The sequence below is a fragment of the Microcoleus sp. bin48.metabat.b7b8b9.023 genome, from assembly GCF_013299185.1.
Taxonomy (GTDB): Bacteria; Cyanobacteriota; Cyanobacteriia; order Cyanobacteriales; family Microcoleaceae; genus Microcoleus.
Window position 1 is genome coordinate 1 of record NZ_JAAFKG010000054.1, and the last position, 19,826, is coordinate 19,826.

Below are 19,826 nucleotides of genomic sequence, written 5' to 3' on the forward strand. Positions count from 1 at the left end.
GATTTAAGATTGAAATATGACTGTAAAACAACCAATACAAAAAAAATATTGAAGGCGGTTGAAACCGCTACCGACTTCCTCCTCATGTCTAAAAGCCAGAGGCTTCCGTCTCGTTTCTCGGTGAAAGTATTCTAGCTCCCGCATTTTTTTTTCAAATATCTGATTGTCCATCAATCACTTCCTCTGCGGGCCAGGTTTTTACTTCAAATGCCAAGTTGTCTGCCATGCGGACGAAAAATAGGCGATCGAACCCTTCGTCGTAACTGGGCAATACCATTTTTTTGATAGTAGCATAAATTGCTATGTCTGGAACTTGAGATTTGCCCGATCGCTCTTGATTTCGAGCTAAACAGTCGCTGACTGTTGATTCAAAGTAGTAACCGATGATTTGGGCATTATAGATACGAGCGATATCAATCAGCGGTATGCGATCGAGAACGGCGGGATTGGTGTTGTCAACCGCTACTGAATGCCCTGCTTCCAGTGCATTTTCAATTAACTGAATTTGTCGGCGCGATTTATTTCTATTATTTCGCATTAAATCTTTGCTGACTAAAACGTGCGTTGCAGCTAAATAGTCGCGAAAAAAAGTGCTTTTGCCCGATGCTTGCAATCCAATTAAAATCACTAATTCCAAAGCTAAACATCCGCTGGATTGAGGTGCATCATCGCCCAAGTCGTGTAAGTGCCGATCGGACTCCAGAGTATATAAGGCAGCAATAACCAGGTTGCTGATTCAGAAACTGGCAACACGCTTAAAGCTAGCAGCACACTTAAAATTGCGCCAGTTCCGCCGATTATCGTGCCGACTTTTAGACTCCTAACTTTGCACATAACCGAGGTGTAAGACATAGTTACTATTTCTAAAAGCAGGTACAAACCCATTCTCAACCAAGTCTCCAGAGTTCCCGGTGCTTTTTCCCAAACAATCACTGCTGACCAAGCTCCACAAATAAAAATTACTGTCCAAATTATGGGAATTGCTGCTTCAATTTTTAGCCATCTCGGACGCTGCAATCGGTTGAACCACTGGATGTCACTGGGGGTGATTCTGTTAATCGCCAAAGCTACTATCAAGACGACTGCTCCAATTACCATCCACGATCTAATCATTTCTCTACCTTAAGTTAGATTAACTGTTTCGATTAAAGCTATATTTTAGTTAAGTCCGGGTCAAACCACATCTCTCTTCAGTCTTAAATTGATAATTGCAAGGTAAATTAGGCTGTTCAACAGTTGACAGTTGACAGTTGGAGAGCGACCTCTACCTATAAGTCCTAGGAATGAAACAGTGAATAATTTTGTTTTATTTCCCCCTCTAAGGAAGAGGCTTTAAACCCATTCTTCTTGGTTAAAAACAGCAAGTTTATGGCCTTCACAATCCCGGAAACACAACCTAATTATGTAGGGTGCGCGGCGCGCACCTTACCGCGAAAAGTAGCGCTTAGCTTTGCAAATCAATCAGTTAGCCGAGCCGGTGATGGTGTTCTAATTCTAAACTAGAGTCATCATCTTTTTTGGGAACCAGAAGCGTATTTTCGCTGCTCGGTTGCAACACAGCTTTAATCACTTGGAGAAAACGGTTGGGTTTTTTAGTTTGACCGTTGAGAGTGCGACGGTCTTTAACTTTTTGAGAAAGGTGTCGCATTACAGATAAATCGAGTTCATCGATGAAATGATCTGCTATACGTTCTCCCATTAAATCAATAGCTTCCGAATACTGATCGGTGAGCATTTCTATGGCATCGTATGCTTCGTCAGCAACTTGACTTGCTACTGTTTTATTTTGGTCGCCTGATGTCTGAGAATGGCTGCGGCGCCGGTCTAAAAGACTTTGATACTCAGCAACACTCATTCCCAAATTGTAGAGGTGATGATGAGCGTGATCCATCAAATCTACTTCACTGGGATAGAAGAAGCCGCGAGTGCTGTTGATGCCGTGCAGTTTTGCCCAACGCCGCAGAATAATCTCATCTTGCAGTTGGTATCGCTCCAACATTTGAGCTGTACTTAGCTCTACTTCTGGCGTAACCTTGAAATCGCTCATCGGTAAATCCTCGCTGGTGATATAGATAAATAAACTTGAAACTTGGAATCAGTAGTTTGGACGCAGTCTGAAAATTACGATAAATCCTTTGACGGCATTCAGAGAAGTCTTGGGGGCATTTGCTAGCCGTCGATCGAGTCAGAGGATTTCAGGGTAGCGTACTATTGGGCTTGGTCTCGATCGCATTTGGGAGCAACTGCACAGGGTTAATAATATAACTGATTGCTGTTTCCACAACCATTAAAAATAGTAAACTTTGCTTTTTTGGCTTGAATTGTGAGTGATTTTGAGTTATAATACTCACAGTAACCGTGCAATTAGTAATTTTAGTAGTTGCAAGCGAGATTCTTAATATGCCTGTATACGATTATTTTTGTCCCACAAACAACCAGCAGTTAGAAGTGTCGCACAGCATGAACCTGGAAGTTTCGACTTGGGCCCAGCTATGCGAGTTAGCCAAGTGCGAACCTGGGGAGACTCCTGGAGATGCTCCGGTACGCCGAATGCTGAGCGCTCCGAGGTTGATGAAGCCGACATCCGACACCGATTATAAAAATTCGGGTTTCAGCAAGTATGTAAAGCGGGATGAAGGGGTTTATGAAAATGTCACGGCTAAAGATGGTGAAAGCCGTATTGTCAATCGAGAAGGTAAGCCACTGAAAGACTGAGAATTTACAATCATTAAGTTCGTAGTAAGGACTTCAGTCCTTCTTAAAAGTTCGTAGTAAGGACTTCAGTCCTTCTTAAAAGTTCGTAGTAAGGACTTCAGTCCTTCTTAAAAGTTCGTAGTAAGGACTTCAGTCCTTCTTAAAAGTTCGTAGTAAGGACTTCAGTCCTTCTTAAAAGTTCGTAGTAAGGACTTCAGTCCTTCTTAAAAGTTCGTAGTAAGGACTTCAGTCCTTCTTAAAAGTTCGTAGTAAGGACTTCAGTCCTTCTTAAAAGTTCGTAGTAAGGACTTCAGTCCTTCTTGATTTTTAAATTGAGCAGGACTAAAGTCCTTACTACAAACCAGATAAGATTATTTACCAAACCAATCACTCATTTTCTGCTGCGCTTGTGCTTTAGTCTCAGCATTAATGTACACTGAAACAGTAGCAATCGCAGTCAGCAACACCCCCAAATCGTCTGTAAATCCGACACCGACTAATATATCTGGAATCGCATCAACTGGAGATATAAAATAGGTCAAAGCTCCCACAACAACGGTTTTAGCCCAAGCAGGTACGTTGGGATTTTGAGCAGTGTAATAAAGAGTCAAAGCTTTTTCAACTACTTCTCGGCCAGCACTTAAAGCAAACTTTTTAAGTTTTGCCCAAAAACTTTCATCGGAATAACCTGGTTGCGGATTGGTGAGGTTTATTGTGGTTCTTTTAGGGTCGATTAAATCGAGAGGAATGCCCTTATTTTTGAGCTGGGAAATAGCAGTATTAAATGATGCTGATGCTTGATTGTTGGTGGGCGCAGCCTCCTGTATTTGTTTCATGTCTGCGATGAATTCTTGCATGGCTTGAATTTGCAAATCGGAAACTGCGAGCATTTTTTTCGCGGATTGAATCGCCTCGCTTTCTGTGGGATGCAGGGTATTATTTACCAAAGCAATGCCGATCAAAAAATACATGACTCCCAAGCGCAGGGGTTCTTTTGACTGACTGAGTATTGGCAAACAGTCGCCCAGAGATGGTGGAGTTGCCGTGTAGGATTGGATTTGAGCCTTGGCTGAATCCGAAAACTTGTCTAAATTTATGGTTTTAAACAACAAATTTAGTTCGTCAATATCAACGGAACCGTCGGCGGCTGCGATCGCAAATAAAGAACCGTAAAAAGCTAAAAGTTCGGTTTCAGAAGATGTAGCAAAAATATCTTGTTGGGACATGATGCAACTGGGATCGATCGCGAGTATCTCGATCGTACCACAAACCTGACCTCGAATCTTCGCAAAAACCGGCAATAATCTTAGAAGCTAGGACAAAATGGAGAATTTTTGATGAAAGTTGCGATCGTCGGCTGCGGTTATGTGGGTACTGCGACAGCGCGACATTTACGCGGTAAATCTGATTGTACTGTGACGGCGACAACTACGACGGCGAGCCGAGTTAGTGAATTGGAGGGTGTCGCCCAGCGGGTAGTTGTGCTTAAGGGAAATGATGCAGGTGCGATCGCGAGTTTGCTGCAAGACCAAGATGCTGTTATGCTGTGCGTCGGTGCTCGAAATGCTGATGCTTACCGGGAAAGTTACTTAGAGACAGCGACAACTTTGGTATCAGTTTTGCAGCAGACACCGACAGTCAAGCAGGTAATTTATACGGGTACTTATTCAGTCTACGGCGACTGTCAAGGTAAAGTGGTAGATGAAGAATCGCCCGTCGCGCCCGCCAATCCCAACGGTGAAATTCTCGCCGAAACTGAACGAGTTTTATTAGCAGCATCAAATCCAAACCTGCAAGTTTGCATTCTCCGTTTGGGTGGCATTTACGGGCCCGGGCGAGAATTAGTTAAAATCTTTGGACGTTGGGCTGGGACAACTCGTCCGGGCGCCGGGGAAGATGCGACAAATTGGGTGCATCGAGATGATATTGTTGGGGGATTGACCTTTGCATTAGACAATAGATTGCAGGGGATATATAATTTAGTCGGGGATGTGTCGCTATCTAGTAGCGAATTAGTCGATCGCATTTTTGAAACTCACAATCTACCGAAAGCTACTTGGGATAAATCTGTGAGCAGCGTGCGCCCTTATAATGCGAGGGTATCGAATCAAAAAATTAAGGCGGCTGGTTATCAATTCATCCATCCTGAAATTACAGAGTTTTAAATATAGTAGTTTTCAGAAAGATGAGGTACGTTGTTGGGCTTCAGCCCTAAGAGTTTCAGTGGTTATGTAACCTGTCAGTCATACCTCATCTTTTTGAGAGAGGCTATACAAATCATTTTGTATTTGCTGTCATCGTTTTTGCCACAGATATAAGCTGATCCTGAGTTAAATCATCCCCTGGATTGGCAACTGGGCCCCAGTTTGTATAGCGAGTGGATCTGCCTGCACGTATTGCCACAAAAGCTCGAATAGATTCCAAGTTACCGCGAGTCATTTCAAAATAAGTGTAGGTAGCTCCCCAGCACAGAAATTGATTGGTAATTCCTCCGATTCTTCCCTTGCCTAAATCCATAATTTTTACCAAAGAAACAGAGATATTTCTTTGACAAGCTTTGTCATAATAAGAATAAGCTATCGGAGCCTTCTCATTGTATTTATAGTTAGTTGCAAATATTGTTAGCTCAGAGGGAGTCATAGCGAAACAAGGATTTGCTGCGAACAGAAAAACAATTGTAGTAGTTAGTAATTTTTTCATGATTTGATACCAGAACCGGGTTTCTGACCCCCTTTCTCTTTTAGTCGGCGTAGGCCGACTTTGTTTGTGTAGACGCGGTTTCAACCGCCTCCTTCATCAAGGGGATACTCGGATTTAGTATGAAACCTTTTCTATACTTTCTCCTTAACCCAAGTCCTAAAAGATTTCAGCAAAGCCATTTCCCCCATCGTTTGAGTGCGAGTGAAAAAAACAGCCATTTCCGCTGCTGATACAAAGGGAAAAGCAATACTAAAGTCGCGCTCAATATATTTGGTTTCAACCAACTGATAAAATTTCAAAACTCGCCCGTTATACAGCCAGAGTTCCGGGACTCCAAGTGCTGAGTAAAGTGCCAACTTATCAACTGAACTGCTGGTAATATCTATTTCAATTGCTAAGTCGGGCGGTGGGGCAGTTTCTAAATCCAGTTCTTGCCTACCTCTAACTGCTGGTTCATTTGGGATATAATAACAGTTATCTGGTTCTATGCCTTTTTTGGCATTTTTGAGTTTGAGAGTAGTTGAGCCAGCACTTTTAATTTCAATGTCGAGTTCTTCTGCTAAAGCAATGATGAAATTACCGAAATTGCTCTTGTAGTTCTCATGTTCAAATAATGGCGCCATAATTTCCAGTCTCCCTTCATCGTAAGCTATGCGATAACCTCGCTTATCGCCTATTTCTTTGAGCAGCGTTTCAAAGGTTGACCAGCTAATATTTTCTAGCAGGGTTCTCTGTTCGGCTAAACTTGAAGTGGTAGCAATCATCTCAAAATCTCCTTGAGCTGAGAAAACTCTAGTTTTATTGTAGCACGGGCAAAGCTAATATCAAAAATGGCGTTCTTTTTTGAACCGCAGGTGCAGGCGGATAAACGCGGGTTGTGTTAAATCTTATTTGATGACACCGCTAATTCTTTCTCTTCTTCCCAAGACAGCGATTTTTGAAGTTCTCCTGATGCTGTAAATGTTTGGGCTGCCAACAGTGCAGTCTCTAAATTCACACACATTTTGGCGGAATAATTGCCTTCTTGTCCGCCGACAACTAGCTTTTCTATTGCATCTGGTTTTGATGGCTCTACTAAATTATAGAAGCTAACGTTATCAAAAGTTATGTTAACAATATATTTACCGAATTCACCACCACCAATGCTCATATAAGACTCGTCATCTGCACCCAAGGTAACTAAAGTTTTAGTTTTCCCATTCAACTCGCGAATGGCTTGTTCTATTTGACTCCAAGTAGGACTTTCTATTAAGTCACCTTCATCCTGGTTGCCAACCCAATTTTCTGCTGATAGGTTTAATACAAACATTATTGCCTCCTTCTATTTGGCGGTGCGCTCGCTATTTTTTATTACCGCAGATAAAGGCGGATGAAACACGGATAAACGCGGATAAAAAAAGGCTATCGCTAGATTAAATAGTGATCCCGATAGCGTTCCTGTGCCATTTGTCGTGCTTCAAATTCATTCCATTGCTGGATAGGTTGTAAAGTTTCTACAGTTGTCAATTCCTCGGGAATTGGTGTCCCTATTATTTGATGGATTACTTCGGCTATTACCCGACAACAGCTTTGTGGCCAACAGACTACTTGCTCCTCAGCAAATCTAATGACTATCCATCCTTTTTCTAAAAAAAGTTGATGGCGCTGATTTTCTTGGACAAGGACTTCGTAATTTTTAGGCTCACCAGTTTCATCGTGATAAGGTTTATCAATTGTTATATCAATACGTAAATTTGTTAATTTATCAAAATAAGAAATTTCTATGCAGTAAGGTTGATAGGAGTGGGATTTTGGGATAATTAAATTGTTATAAACTTTATCTTTAAATAATTGCTGTAAGTTCTTATAAAATTTACTTTCAAGCCACTGACACTTTGTACTAACAATTCTACCTTCAGGAGGGACGGTTTTTATGATAATGTCTTTAATTATCTGATACCGATAGTGTTTTATTTTTTCCGGTTTTTGGGATTCTGCTATCTGCCGTTTATGCTGAATTTCACGCTTTTGCCATTCTGCTAACAGACGTTGATAATCCCGCATTTCTTGCTCGTAGTTATTAAGCGTTCGTAAGTAATACATTTGTTGTTGCCAAAAGTTCAAGGCAGTCACCAAAATTTCACCTACAGAAATATAGAAAGTGATGATAATATTTCTACTGGCAATAAGACAAATAGTTGTAAAAGGAATAATTAATGGAAGGGCTTTATAAAAAAACAAAAGTACATCAATTGGTTGGGGCTTATAAGTGGGAGGGAAAGGTTTTGGTTCACTAAATTTCCATGTGAATGGAACTGCATCAAGAGCTTGAATAACAGGGTCGGGTAAGAGGATAATAGGATATTGATTCATGTTTTTTAGTGGTTATTAAGCTGTTCTACATCTAAATTGTATTTTTTGTGCGGGCTTTCTGGCCCACCCCACAAGGAATTTATCAAATTTTGACTGTGCAGTTTAAATGCAGAACAGCTTATTAAACTATAATACTCAACTATTTTCACGATAGATTCCGATCGGCAAAGGCAAACGATGTTCTAACAAGGTGGGCAAATGCCCACCCCACCAAATTACCCCATCATCTCACCAAAAAAGTCGATCGTCTCTTTCAGCGCTTTGACAAACACATCAATCTCCTCAGAGGTATTGTAAAAATACACGCTCGCCCGCGCCGTAGATGAAACGTTCAAATAGCGGTGCAAAGCTTGCGTGCAGTGATGTCCGGAACGAATCGCGACCCCCTCCTGATCCAACATCGTAGACAAGTCTTGAGGGTGAATTTCTCCGGCGGTAAATGATGCTAGCGCTGCCCTACCTTCACCGTTGCTGTCTGGTTGCGGCCCGTAGATTTTGATCTCGGGAATTTGCCGCAACTGTTGGAAGAGATAACCTGTCAAGTCGGCTTCGCAAGCGTGAATCTGCTCCATGCCTATGTTATTAAGATAGTCGATCGCAGCACCAAGGGCGATCGCCTCACCGATTGCCGGAGTACCAGCTTCAAACTTGTGCGGCAAATCAGCATAGGTGGAATATTCGAGAAACACATCAGCAATCATCTCGCCGCCGCCGAAAAACGGAGGCATTTCTCTGAGCAAGTCCAGTTTACCGTACAGAAAACCGATACCAGTCGGAGCGCACATTTTGTGACCGGAAGCAACCAGCCAATCGCAATCGATTGCTTGCACGTCTACTATCATGTGCGGTACGCTTTGGCAAGCATCAATTAAAACTTTGGCGCCGAAACTGTGGGCGATTTTGCAGATTTCTTTAACTGGATTGATGCAGCCTAAAGTATTGGAAACGTGAACCACAGACACCAACTTAGTTTTGTGGGAAACCAGCGTTTTAAACTGTTCCAAATCAAACTCGTAAGTTTCGGTTAATTCAACAAACTTCAACACCGCACCGGTTTTTTGAGCAATCATTTGCCAGGGAACAAGATTGCTGTGGTGTTCCATCACCGACAGAATAATTTCATCTCCCGCTTGCAGATTGCTTAAACCCCAAGAATAAGCAACTAAGTTAATTGCTTCCGTGGCGTTGCGAGTGTAAACAATTTCTTGCCGCGATGCTGCATTGATAAATGCTGCAACTTTATCTCTCGCACCTTCGTAAGCATCAGTCGCTTTGGCGCTGAGAGTGTGGGCGCCGCGGTGGACGTTGGCATTGTATTGTTCGTAGTAATCGCGCCAAGCGTTGAGTACAGCTAGGGGTTTTTGGGAAGTCGCTGCGTTGTCTAAATAAATTAGCGGTTTACCGTTGACTTTTTGGGTCAAAATTGGAAAGTCGGCGCGAACTTTTGAGGCTAGAGTTTTTTCTTGAATAAGTGTCATATTTTCTGAGTTAACAATGAGAAGTTATTTGTTTGCAAGATTAGGGCGCAATTCCATTTTAAACGATTAAATAGGTATGTTGTTGGGCTTTAGCCCTCTTTATAGATACGTCCAAAGAGGGCTAAAGCCCAACAACGTACCTTGATTAATTATAGCATTTGCGGCCCAGACGCGAACCGACCTTTGAGCGATGCTTTTGGTAGTTTCCATTTTTTCCAGACAATAAAACCAACCTAGGGGTTGTCAGGTTAATTGATTGGACGCGGCTTTGATGAGGAAAGCAGTGCATTTAGCTTTTGGGATTTTGAAAATCCCAAAAGCCTTTCGAGTCTAATTATAGCTTTTCTCTAAAAGATGAGGTATGACTGACAGCTTATATAACCACTAAGAGGGCTGAAGCCCAACAACGTACCTTACCTATTTGAGAAGGGCTATAACCTTGATTAATCGAGACACTACCTACAGGATTTTACTAATCTTTCACCGGCCGCATTGTCGGGAACATTACGGCATCTCGGATGCTTTGAGTGTTAGTTAAAAGCATGACCAATCTGTCTACGCCGATGCCCATTCCCGCGCAATTCGGCATTCCCAAAGATAGCGCTTGGATGAAGTCTTCATCCATGGGATGCGCTTCGTCGTCGCCTGCATTTTTCTGCGCTAGCTGTTCTTCAAAGCGCTTTCTTTGCTCCTTCGGATCGTTTAATTCCGAGAAGCCATTCGAGTATTCTGTGCCATTAATAAACAGCTCAAAACGTTCGACAAATCCCGGTTTGCTGCGGTGTCCTTTGGCTAAGGGACTGACTTCGACGGGATAGTCGATGATGAATGTCGGTTGAATTAGTTTGGGAACAACTAATTTGTCAAAAACTGCGTACAAGACGTAGCCTAAACTTTGTTGTTCTAACTTGGACAGATGTAATTCTAGCTTGCTGGCATTTGCGATCGCACTTTCGAGATCCAAACTGTCAAAATCCAGCCCAAACTCGTCTCTGACAGCTTCCACCATCGTTTTCACTTGCCAGTGTTTGCCGCTAAAACCGGGATATTTGTCGCTGTAGTCGAATTTGCGCTCTAAACTGATGCTTTCTCCCTGATTTTCAATTTCCAAGACATCCCCGAAAACAGCCGCCGCCGCAAAACACATCACATCTTCGACAACTGTTAAAATGTCGAACACATCTGCATAAGCTTGGTAAACTTCTAAGGAGGTAAACTCGGGATTGTGAGTGCTATCAATACCCTCATTTCTAAAGGCTTTCCCGAGTTCAAATACTCGCTCAAAACCGCCGCAAATAGCTCTTTTTAAGAACAGTTCCGGTGCCACTCGCAAATATAAATCCACTTCCAAAGCATTGTGGTGCGTCATGAACGGCTTAGCAGCAGCACCGCCGTAAATAGCTTGCAGTGTCGGTGTTTCTATTTCGTAAAAATTGGCTTTCCAGAGATAGGAACGGATGCTTTGAACGATGCGGCTGCGCTGCATGAAACGGTTGAGCGCATCTTGGTTGCTAGCCAAATCCATTTCGCGGTGGCGGCGGCAAACTTCGGGGTCGTTAATGCCGTAATAAGAGTCGGGAAATTGAATGGTAGCTTTTGATAACAGCGTGAATTCCCGCACTAAAATAGAAAGTTCTCCCCGGGGCGTGCGGCAGGCGATGCCTTGGACACCGACAAAATCGCCGATATCAAGCAATTTTTTAATTTGTTCAAAGCTCAAACCGACTTCACCGGTGACGATTGCTTTCTCGATTTTGAGTTGAATTTTGTCTGTGGCGTCTTTTAAATCGATGAAACCAATTTTGCCGCTGTCTCGCTTGGAAATAATCCGGCCTGCTAATCGCAGGGAAATTTCTTCGGGATCGCTTTCTCCATTGGCGAGTTCTTTTCCCGGCTGACTAAATATTTCGCGAACTTGTTGGGCTGTGTGCGATCGCGCGTAGGATTGGCTAGGATACGGTTCTATGCCTTGCGATCGCAGTTCGTCTACTTTTTGACTGCGGACTTCGGCTTCACTCAGAGTCATTACTTATTGCCTGGTTAAAATTACCAATATCTTACATCTTGCACTATTCTCGTGCTGGTGCTCCGGGCGGGCTCGCCTGCCAACCCCACCAGAAAATTCACTTCTTAAGGGACAAGCATCTTGCCTGTTCCTGACCAAGCTGCAAAATGTGAGAAACACTAGACTTTATCATAACCGCGCAACAGGGATGAATTTTTCAAACAACTTAAGATACACTTGCGATCGTCAGGCGTGCCTTAACTGTTGACTAACATCTGCGATCGCAACCGCCACATCCGGCGCAGACTTAAATAATGTCACAAATAAAAACTCAACTCCTTACAGATAAACGGTTTGATTCCCACACATAACTGCCAACTGCCAACTGTCAACTGTCAACTGTCAACTGTCAACTGCCAACTGCCAACTGTCAACTGCCAAAGCGGGCGAAACCTTAAAAAATTAAGTTGTCTGTCGATCGCAAGTGGTGAGATGATATGTAGTGCAGCCTCACGGCAGTTCCACAGAAACTGAACAGCAGGGACGCGGGCGATCGAACTCGACTCATCGCACCTCTGCCACAAGCGACCACACACACTCTCTTACATATAAAAACCAGAATTATGGCTGTTGCAACTCAATCACTCGAAGAACTCTGCATCAACTCTATCCGCTTTCTCGCCATCGATGCGGTAGAAAAAGCAAAATCAGGACACCCCGGACTGCCGATGGGCGCTGCTCCTATGGCCTTCGTGCTGTGGGATCGGTTTATGCGGTTCAACCCCAAAAACCCCAAGTGGTTCAATCGCGATCGCTTCGTCCTCTCGGCCGGCCACGGCTGTATGCTACAGTACGCCCTCATGCACTTGACCGGCTACGATAGCGTCAGCCTCGACGACATCAAGCAATTCCGTCAGTGGGAATCCAAAACCCCCGGACACCCAGAAAACTTTGTCACCGAAGGCGTAGAAGTTACTACAGGCCCTCTGGGACAAGGCATTGCTAACGCCGTCGGTTTGGCAATGGCAGAAGCTCACCTCGCTGCTAAGTTTAACAAGCCCGGTAACACCATTGTTGACCACTACACCTACGTCATCATGGGTGATGGCTGCCACATGGAAGGCATTTCCGGCGAAGCTTGTTCCTTGGCTGGACACCTCGGACTCGGCAAATTAATTGCCTTGTACGATGACAATCACATTTCCATTGAAGGCGACACCGCCTTGGCTTTTACTGAAGATGTCGGCAAGCGTTTTGAAGCTTACAACTGGCACGTTATTACAGTAGACAATACTGCTCTAGACAATGATACTAATTTAGAAGCAGTTCACAAAGCTATTGAAGAAGCCAAAAAAGTCACGGACAAACCGTCCATGATTAAAGTTCGCACAATCATTGGTTACGGTTCTCCCAACAAGCGCAATTCTTACAGTTCTCACGGTGCTGCTTTGGGTACCGATGAAGTGAAAGCAACTCGCGATTTCTTGAAATGGGAATACGCACCATTTGAAATTCCTGCTGATGCTTTGTCACACTTCCGCAAAGCAGTAGAACGTGGAGCTTCTGCTGAGCAAGAATGGAATGAAGCTTTTGCAGCTTATAAAGCAGCATATCCTGCTGAAGCAGCGGAATATGAGCGCACCGTTGCTGGCCAACTTCCCGAAGGTTGGGATAAAGTTCTCCCGACTTACAAGCCGGAAGATAAGGCAGATTCCAGCCGGAATCATTCTGGAAAATGTTTGAATGCTTTGGCTGCTGTCCTACCTGAATTGATCGGTGGTTCCGCTGACTTGGCATCTTCTAACATGACTTTGCTCAAGGGTGAAAAAGATTTCCAAAAAGGTCAATACGAAGGACGGAACCTGCGCTTTGGTGTGCGGGAACACGCCATGGGCGCGATCGCCAATGGTATGCTCCTCCACGGTGGTTTGATTCCTTACTGCGCCACATTCTTGGTATTTGCCGACTATATGCGCGGCGCAATTCGCCTCTCCGCACTCTCGGAAGCCGGAGTCATCTATGTCATGACTCACGACTCCGTAGCCTTGGGCGAAGACGGCCCCACTCACCAACCAGTCGAAACCATCGCTTCCCTGCGCGCCATCCCCAATTTATTGGTGATGCGCCCTGCGGATGGAAACGAAACATCCGGTGCTTACAAAGTGGCAGTTGAAAGCCCCAAACGCCCCACTTTGATGGCTTTGTCTCGTCAAAACTTGCCCAATTTGGCCGGAAGCTCCATCGAAGGAACAGCCAAAGGCGCTTACATTTTGTCCGACGACGGTGGCACTCCCGACATCATTTTGATCGGCACCGGTGGCGAAACATACCTCTGCGTTGATGCCGCTGAAAAATTGCGCGCCGCAGGTAATAAAGTCCGCGTCGTTTCGATGCCTTGCTGGGAATTGTTCGACTTGCAAGATGCCACTTACCGCGAATCTGTACTACCAAAAGCTGTTACCAAACGGTTAGCAGTTGAAGCAGCTTCTAGCTTCGGCTGGGGACGTTATTTGGGTTCCGAAGGCGACAGCATCAGCATCGATACTTTCGGCGCTTCTGCACCAGGCCCCGTTGCTCTAGAAAAGTTTGGCTACACCGTTGATAATGTCGTAGCTAAGGCTAAGGCGCTGTTAGGCTAAGCTGTTAGGCTAAGCTGTTAGGCTAAGCTGTTAGGCTAAGCTGTTGGGCTAAGCTGTTAGGCTAAGCTGTTAGGCTAAGCTGTTAGGCTAATAAATAGCAGCAGCATAATTTTGGGTGGGGCGGGCTTCTGGCTCGCCCCTTTTTTTATTAGGTAAAGAAAGTTCGGCAACGAGCAATGTACGGGATGTAACGGATTGATAGAATAAGGCTTGAGTTATCGTCGCGAGAGAAGAAAGAAGAAGGAGAAGATAAAACTTCAACCCGCTCCCGGCGCGTGAGTGTTTGTTTGGCGTGCGAATTCCATTCACCCAGTCTTCTGTATATTTCAGAAATTTGAGATAAGTTATAAGTGATTGGGTTAAATTTCCATTCCCCATTACCCATTAGTGTCAACTTAACGTTAAATATACTGCCGATCTACTATTTGACCATTAGGCCTAGATCCCCCCTAACCCCCCCTTAAGAAGCTATGCTTTATAAACATCTTTCTTAACAATAAAGTTGACAAAAATCAACATCTGTGCTGTTAAACGAACGGGCGATCGCCCAGGAATGAGGTTAAAATGATCAATCAATGGGTAAGACAAGAATTAGAAAAAACTGAATTGGGAGACGCAAGAAGGACAAATAGATTCATGAAAATTGTTTCTAATTTGAGCAATAAGCCAGAATCTAGCGTCCCAGAAGCTAGTGGAACGTGGGCAGAAACTAAGACTACTTACGATTTCTGGGATTCACCATATATCAAACCAGCTCAGCTTAGGAAAGGACACATAGATGCGACGCTTTCAAGAATTAAAAATTATCAAATTATCTTAGCAATACAGGATACAACGGAATTAAATTATACTACGCATGAAGCAGTCAAAGGAGTCGGATATCTTGATAATAAATATGCTCATGGATTGAAAGTACATTCAAAGGAGGCAGCAACAACAGAGGGGCTACCATTAGGCATTATCGACCAAATTGTAGCGTGGCGTTTACTTTATATTACTTATCTAGCTCGTAGCGAGACTAATGTCAGTTGTGAAATTATGTTATTACCTCCGGAATGGCAGGCTCTTTATGCCAAAAATCATCACAAAAGTTATCCTCATTCTTACCCGCCAACTTTAGGAGAAGCGGTTGGTTGGATTGCTAAATTGGGAGGTTTTTTGGGAAGAAAACATGATGGTTTTCCGGGAGTTAAGACCTTGTGGCGTGGATTGAGAAGATTGGATGATATTATGATGGGTTGGCTGCTATTTAATCAACTTAAAACAACTTGAATTGGTATTTTGCCAGGGTGAAAATAGCTGTGATGACAAATTGTGTTGATGACGTAAGTGATAATTTTGGCAAACCGCCACCAATGGCAGAAAAACCTTAGATTGCTATTTGTCCAAAATGCGATCTCGGGGTTTTTCCCGAGAGCACTTGAGCGAACTTATTGAAAGAGGGAGACATCAATGAACATTCTTTGCACCAGAATTCGTATTCGATCAGAATTTATCTCCCCAATAGCTCTTACACCAGTAGTTACTTTTGTCAACTTTCTTGTTAAGAAAGATGTTTATAAAGCATAGGACTGTCAGGGGGATAAGAGTCTTCTCTTTCGTCAACCCCTCTACTCCCCCATCCTCGGGGGATGCGAGGGGGTTCAGGCCTCAACGGTAAACGATAGATACAAAAGTTTTTAGGCGATTGTTGACACCTAATTATGCAGCGGGCGTCCGAAACGCCGTTCAACAGTTGACAGTTGACAGTTGACAGTTGACAGAAGGAGAGCGACCTCTACGCTTCAGTCAGAGGATTGGAGTAATGAATAGTCTGATTTTAATTTCTCCCTCAAAGGCGGGCGGGCTTTCAACCAATTCTTTCTGGTAAGCTTTCGCCAAAACTTGGAATTAATTATTAAATTCTAGGATTCGGACGCGGTGGCGTCGAGGGATGTTTGCCCGGTCATTTCAGAACACAGGCTAATTTAGATAAATGTTCACAATCAAAAGAAAGTAATGGTATTAACGTCAGAGACAGGCGATCGCGATGACAGCGACTGCGAATTAATTTACGCTCCGGCTTCGATTCAACCTCACGGCATCCTGTTGGTGGTGGAATCTACTGTTTTGAAGATTTTGCAAGTTAGCAATAATACTTTTAAGGCGATCGGCATTTACCCGCAAGAACTTTTGGGCAAGTTTTTACATGGATTTGTCGAGACTGAGGAAATTAAGGCGATTCAAAAAGCTTTATGTGAAAACAGCAATCAAACTAACGATATCAGCTTATCATTCAAAATTCAAAACCGCAAGTCTTTTTTTCATGGGACGCTGTATCAATTAAGTTCGGTATTAATTTTTGAACTAGAGCAGGTTGTTTCCCCAAAAGCGAGCAATTATTTCAATTCTTATCATTTAGTCCAAAAGCCGATCGACAAAATCCACAACACGCCAAACCTGCAATTGCTGTGTCAGACAGTGGTAGAAGAGGTGCGGAGGATGATTGGGTTCGATCGGGCGATCGTCTATCAATTTGATGCCACAGGTGCGGGAAAAGTCGTCGCCGAAGATAAAGCAGAAAATTTGGCTTCTTTATTGGGAATGCACTATCCGGCTGCCGATATTCCCCCGCAGGCTAGAAAGCAGTTCACCATGAATTTAATTCGGTTTATTCCCGATCTTCACTATCAGGCTGTAGAACTAATTCCTGAGTGCAATCCGCTGACGGGGCGCCCCCTGGATCTGGCATTTTCTTTGTTGAGAACAGTTTCGCCTTGCCACGTTCAATATCTCAAGAATATGAACATTGGCGCTAGCATGACCGTGACATTAATCAAAGATCGAAAACTCTGGGGATTGATCGCCTGTCACCACCGAACACCAAAGTATATCAACTACGAAACCAGAACGGCTTGCGAACTGGTAGCAAAGTTTGTGAATCTAGAACTCAGCTACAAACAAGATAGCGAAGACTGGGACTATGCAATTAATTTAAAAGAAATTTGCCATAAATTTCTCAGGGAAATTTCTCAAGAAAACTCCTTTGTAGAAGGTTTACTTAAATCCCCAGATGAATTGCTGGCCTTAGTGGGCGCTACCGGTGGGGTTGTGTGTGCCAAGGAAAATTTGATCGCAATCGGAAAAACCCCGAAACTGGGAGAAATCGAAAACTTAATTGATTGGATAAAAACCAAAATAAATAAAAATGATGTTTTTTATACAGATTGTCTATCAAAACTGTATCCGCCTGCCGAAAAATTGAAAGAAGTCGCTGGCGGTTTGCTGGTGCTTGCCATGTCTGAGATTGAAAATTATTACATTTTGTGGTTCCGTCCCGAAGCAATTCAAACTGTCAACTGGGCAGGCAAACCAGATTGGCCAATTGAATTTAAACCAGATGGCACCCCATTGATGTCTCCTCGCACTTCCTTTGAGTTGTGGCAAGAAACTGTGAGGTCAAAATCTTTGCCTTGGCAGCCTTGCGAAATCGAAATTGCCCGAGAACTGCGAGTTGCTATTGCTAGCATTGAGTTGCGGAAAATCAACCAGCAGCTCAACTTAGCTTTGTCGGCTACCAAAATCGGATTTTGGGACTGGGACATACAGAAAAATCGCATGGTTTGGTCGAGGGAACATGAAGAGTTGTTTGGATTGGCGCCTGGAACTTTTGGCGGAACAGATCAAAGTTTTGCAGCTTGCATTCACCCGGAAGATTTAAAAGCTTTGGAGAATGCTAGGAATCAGGCCCTCGCGGAGCGATCGGATTTTTGTCACGAACACCGCGTGATTTGGCCCGACGGCAGCATTCACTGGATGGAGGGGAAAGGTAAGTTTTTTTATAGCGAAACGGGCGAAGCTGTGCGGATGGTGGGCACAGTTACAGAAATTAGCGATCGCAAAGCTAAAGAATTACAGTTGCGTTTGTTGGAATCAGTCATCACCACGACTAACGACGCGGTGTTAATTACCGAAGCTGAACCGATTGACGAACCGGGCCCGCGAATTCTGTATGTCAACCCAGCTTTCACGCGGATGACTGGCTATACGCTAGAAGAAGTTGTGGGCAAAACGCCGCGCATCTTGCAAGGAGCAAAAACAAATAGGGCAAGTCTCGATCGCATTCGGAGAGCTTTGAAAACCTGGCAGCCGGTGCGGGTTGACTTGATCAATTACCGCAAGGACGGGACGCAATTTTGGGTAGAATTGAGCATTGTGCCGATCGCAGATGAAACTGGTTGGTTTACCCATTGGGTGGCAGTGCAGCGCGACATTAGCGATCGCAAACAAGCTGAAGCCGCCCTCCAACAGCTCAACGAACTCTTAGAAATGCGAGTTTTGCAGCGCACCAGAGAACTAGAAATTTCTCAAACAGAACTGCGGGAAAGCGAAGCTTTATTTCGTTCTCTGAGCGAGAGTTCTCCTGTCGGCATCTTCAAAATAGATGCTGAGGGGAAATGTACCTATACAAATCCGCGCTGTCAAGCAATTGCTGGCTTCACAGCCGCAGAAGCTTTAGGAGACGGCTGGATGCGGTTTGTTCACCCCGAAGATATCAAACTAATTCAGTCTAAGTGGTCGGAATTGCGATCGCCAGATGAAGAATTTTCCTGCGAATTCCGCCACATCCAGCCAGACGGAACCATCCGGTTTGGTCGGGTAAAAACAGCTCCGATTTTTGCCGACCGATGTCAACTAATAGGTCACGTCGGCACAGTCACAGATATCACAGAAAGTCTGGCAATTGAAAAAATGAAAAATGAGTTTATTTCCATTGTCAGCCACGAACTGCGAACGCCGCTGACCTCAATTCGCGGTTCTTTAGGTTTGCTGGCGGCTGGGGTGCTCAAAGATCGACCGGAAACTGCCAAACAGATGTTAGAAATTGCGTCAAGCGATACCGAACGGTTAGTGCGTTTGGTCAACGATATTCTCGATTTAGAGCGACTCGATTCGAGCCAAGTTACCATTGTTAAGCAGTGGTGCGATGCACAGGTTTTGATGCGGAAGTCTGCGGAAGCTGTGATGTCTGTGGCTGCTGAAAATAAGATTGATTTGTCGATTTTGCCTTCGTCGGCACAAATTTGGGCTGACCCGGACAGGATTGTGCAACTGCTGGTAAATTTGTTGAGCAATGCGATTAAATTTTCGGCTCCGGGGTGTACAGTAACTGTCAGGGTTGAAGATTTGGGCGATTCCCTACGGGATAGCTACGCTTCACGGGTTTTATTTGAAGTCAAAGATCGAGGGAGGGGGATTCCTGCTGATAAATTAGAAACTATCTTTGGACGGTTTCAACAGGTCGATGGTTCTGACTCCCGCCAAAAAGGAGGTACGGGTTTGGGTTTGGCTATCTGTCGCAGCATCGTGCAGCAGCACGGCGGCAGAATTTGGGCCGAAAGTGTTGTCTCTGAAGGTACGAGTTTCTATTTCACAGTGCCTGCACCGTTGGAAGGCGAAGGGGGGAAAGGTTAGATTGCTGTCATAAGAAAAAGCGATTGCTAAGAGGGTGTTTGACAAGTCCTTGCGTTGGTATCAAAACACCCGATCCCCCTAGCCCCCTCCCGGGGGAACCAGAATCCGGCTCAAAGTCCCCCTTCTTAAGGGGGATGCGAGGGGGATCGGGTGTTAATTGTGACAACCTTTGACTTTTCAAACATCCTCTAAGGTTCCTCGCAACGCGAAATCGGTTTTGACATTGCTTGGTTCTTGGTAATGTACAGCCAGTGTATGAGCTTGGGAGGGTTAATTGGTGTCAATTTAAAGTTTTATTTATCAAGGATATTATGTTTGAAGATTAGGTCTCGATCGCCCGCAGTTCAACCGCCCTACTCCCGCAACGATTCGGCTAGGCGTTACTCACATTTTTTGTAACAATTTTGAAAGCCTTGTTATCTAAGGGTTTCAAGCTGATTTAATTCCACAAACCTTGAAAATAAGACGCTTGTCTTTCTTGAAAAAAACTTGAGTTGATTGAGA

Annotated in this window: 16 protein-coding genes; 5 read left to right on the top strand and 11 right to left on the bottom strand. The window is 44.1% G+C overall.

The window, feature by feature from the left end; genetic code table 11:
• Window positions 1–151: 151 nt before the first annotated feature.
• The 3 genes from QZW82_RS24930 to QZW82_RS24940 all read right to left on the bottom strand — a co-directional run bounded on the left by QZW82_RS24930 (window position 152) and on the right by QZW82_RS24940 (window position 2,047).
• The gene (locus QZW82_RS24930) at window positions 152–628 is read right to left on the bottom strand and encodes an ATP-binding protein (RefSeq protein WP_293154512.1); all 477 of its coding nucleotides are present in this window, start codon (window positions 626–628) and stop codon (window positions 152–154) included.
• Window positions 629–639: 11 nt separating this feature from the next.
• Window positions 640–1,113, bottom strand: a complete 474-nt coding sequence (locus QZW82_RS24935; RefSeq protein WP_293154390.1) for a TspO/MBR family protein — start codon at window positions 1,111–1,113, stop codon at window positions 640–642.
• A gap of 352 nt (window positions 1,114–1,465) precedes the next feature.
• Window positions 1,466–2,047, bottom strand: coding sequence for a hypothetical protein (locus QZW82_RS24940; protein ID WP_293154393.1), 582 nt, complete (start codon window positions 2,045–2,047; stop codon window positions 1,466–1,468).
• A 353-nt stretch (window positions 2,048–2,400) separates the two neighbouring features.
• Between QZW82_RS24940 and QZW82_RS24945 the strand changes: the two genes are divergently transcribed.
• Window positions 2,401–2,715, top strand: a complete 315-nt coding sequence (locus tag QZW82_RS24945) for a zinc ribbon domain-containing protein (protein WP_293154396.1) — start codon at window positions 2,401–2,403, stop codon at window positions 2,713–2,715.
• A gap of 350 nt (window positions 2,716–3,065) precedes the next feature.
• Here QZW82_RS24945 and QZW82_RS24950 read toward each other — a convergent pair whose 3' ends face one another.
• Window positions 3,066–3,995, bottom strand: a complete 930-nt coding sequence (locus QZW82_RS24950) for a DUF1232 domain-containing protein (RefSeq protein WP_293154400.1) — start codon at window positions 3,993–3,995, stop codon at window positions 3,066–3,068.
• 36 nt (window positions 3,996–4,031) lie between these two features.
• Between QZW82_RS24950 and QZW82_RS24955 the strand changes: the two genes are divergently transcribed.
• Window positions 4,032–4,859: an SDR family oxidoreductase gene (locus QZW82_RS24955; RefSeq protein WP_293154403.1), complete on the top strand. Its 828-nt coding sequence runs from the start codon at window positions 4,032–4,034 to the stop codon at window positions 4,857–4,859.
• 112 nt (window positions 4,860–4,971) lie between these two features.
• On the opposite strand, the gene QZW82_RS24960 is transcribed toward QZW82_RS24955, so the two are convergent.
• The 7 genes from QZW82_RS24960 to QZW82_RS24990 form a co-directional block, all read right to left on the bottom strand.
• The gene (locus QZW82_RS24960; protein WP_293154406.1) at window positions 4,972–5,394 is read right to left on the bottom strand and encodes a hypothetical protein; all 423 of its coding nucleotides are present in this window, start codon (window positions 5,392–5,394) and stop codon (window positions 4,972–4,974) included.
• Between the two features lie 131 nt (window positions 5,395–5,525).
• Window positions 5,526–6,158: a Uma2 family endonuclease gene (locus QZW82_RS24965; RefSeq protein ID WP_293154409.1), complete on the bottom strand. Its 633-nt coding sequence runs from the start codon at window positions 6,156–6,158 to the stop codon at window positions 5,526–5,528.
• Between the two features lie 116 nt (window positions 6,159–6,274).
• Window positions 6,275–6,703: an Imm1 family immunity protein gene (locus QZW82_RS24970; protein ID WP_293154411.1), complete on the bottom strand. Its 429-nt coding sequence runs from the start codon at window positions 6,701–6,703 to the stop codon at window positions 6,275–6,277.
• A gap of 98 nt (window positions 6,704–6,801) precedes the next feature.
• The gene (locus tag QZW82_RS24975; protein ID WP_293154414.1) at window positions 6,802–7,746 is read right to left on the bottom strand and encodes a hypothetical protein; all 945 of its coding nucleotides are present in this window, start codon (window positions 7,744–7,746) and stop codon (window positions 6,802–6,804) included.
• 215 nt (window positions 7,747–7,961) lie between these two features.
• Window positions 7,962–9,224 carry a SufS family cysteine desulfurase gene (locus QZW82_RS24980; RefSeq protein ID WP_293154417.1) on the bottom strand — a complete coding sequence of 421 codons (1,263 nt, stop codon included), beginning with the start codon at window positions 9,222–9,224 and terminating at the stop codon, window positions 7,962–7,964.
• A 472-nt stretch (window positions 9,225–9,696) separates the two neighbouring features.
• Window positions 9,697–11,250, bottom strand: a complete 1,554-nt coding sequence (gene lysS, locus QZW82_RS24985) for a lysine--tRNA ligase (RefSeq protein ID WP_293154420.1) — start codon at window positions 11,248–11,250, stop codon at window positions 9,697–9,699.
• 374 nt (window positions 11,251–11,624) lie between these two features.
• Entirely contained in the window at window positions 11,625–11,825 is a 201-nt protein-coding gene (locus QZW82_RS24990; RefSeq protein ID WP_293154423.1) for a hypothetical protein, read from the bottom strand.
• 27 nt (window positions 11,826–11,852) lie between these two features.
• Between QZW82_RS24990 and tkt the strand changes: the two genes are divergently transcribed.
• The 3 genes from tkt (at window position 11,853) to QZW82_RS25005 (ending at window position 19,322) form a co-directional block, all read left to right on the top strand.
• The gene (gene tkt, locus QZW82_RS24995; RefSeq protein ID WP_293154426.1) at window positions 11,853–13,868 is read left to right on the top strand and encodes a transketolase; all 2,016 of its coding nucleotides are present in this window, start codon (window positions 11,853–11,855) and stop codon (window positions 13,866–13,868) included.
• Window positions 13,869–14,435: 567 nt separating this feature from the next.
• On the top strand, window positions 14,436–15,140 hold the full coding sequence (locus QZW82_RS25000; protein WP_293154514.1) for a transposase DNA-binding-containing protein: 705 nt from the start codon (window positions 14,436–14,438) through the stop codon (window positions 15,138–15,140).
• Between the two features lie 726 nt (window positions 15,141–15,866).
• Complete coding sequence (locus QZW82_RS25005; protein ID WP_293154429.1) at window positions 15,867–19,322, top strand: PAS domain S-box protein; 3,456 nt, start codon at window positions 15,867–15,869, stop codon at window positions 19,320–19,322.
• Window positions 19,323–19,826: the final 504 nt, after the last annotated feature.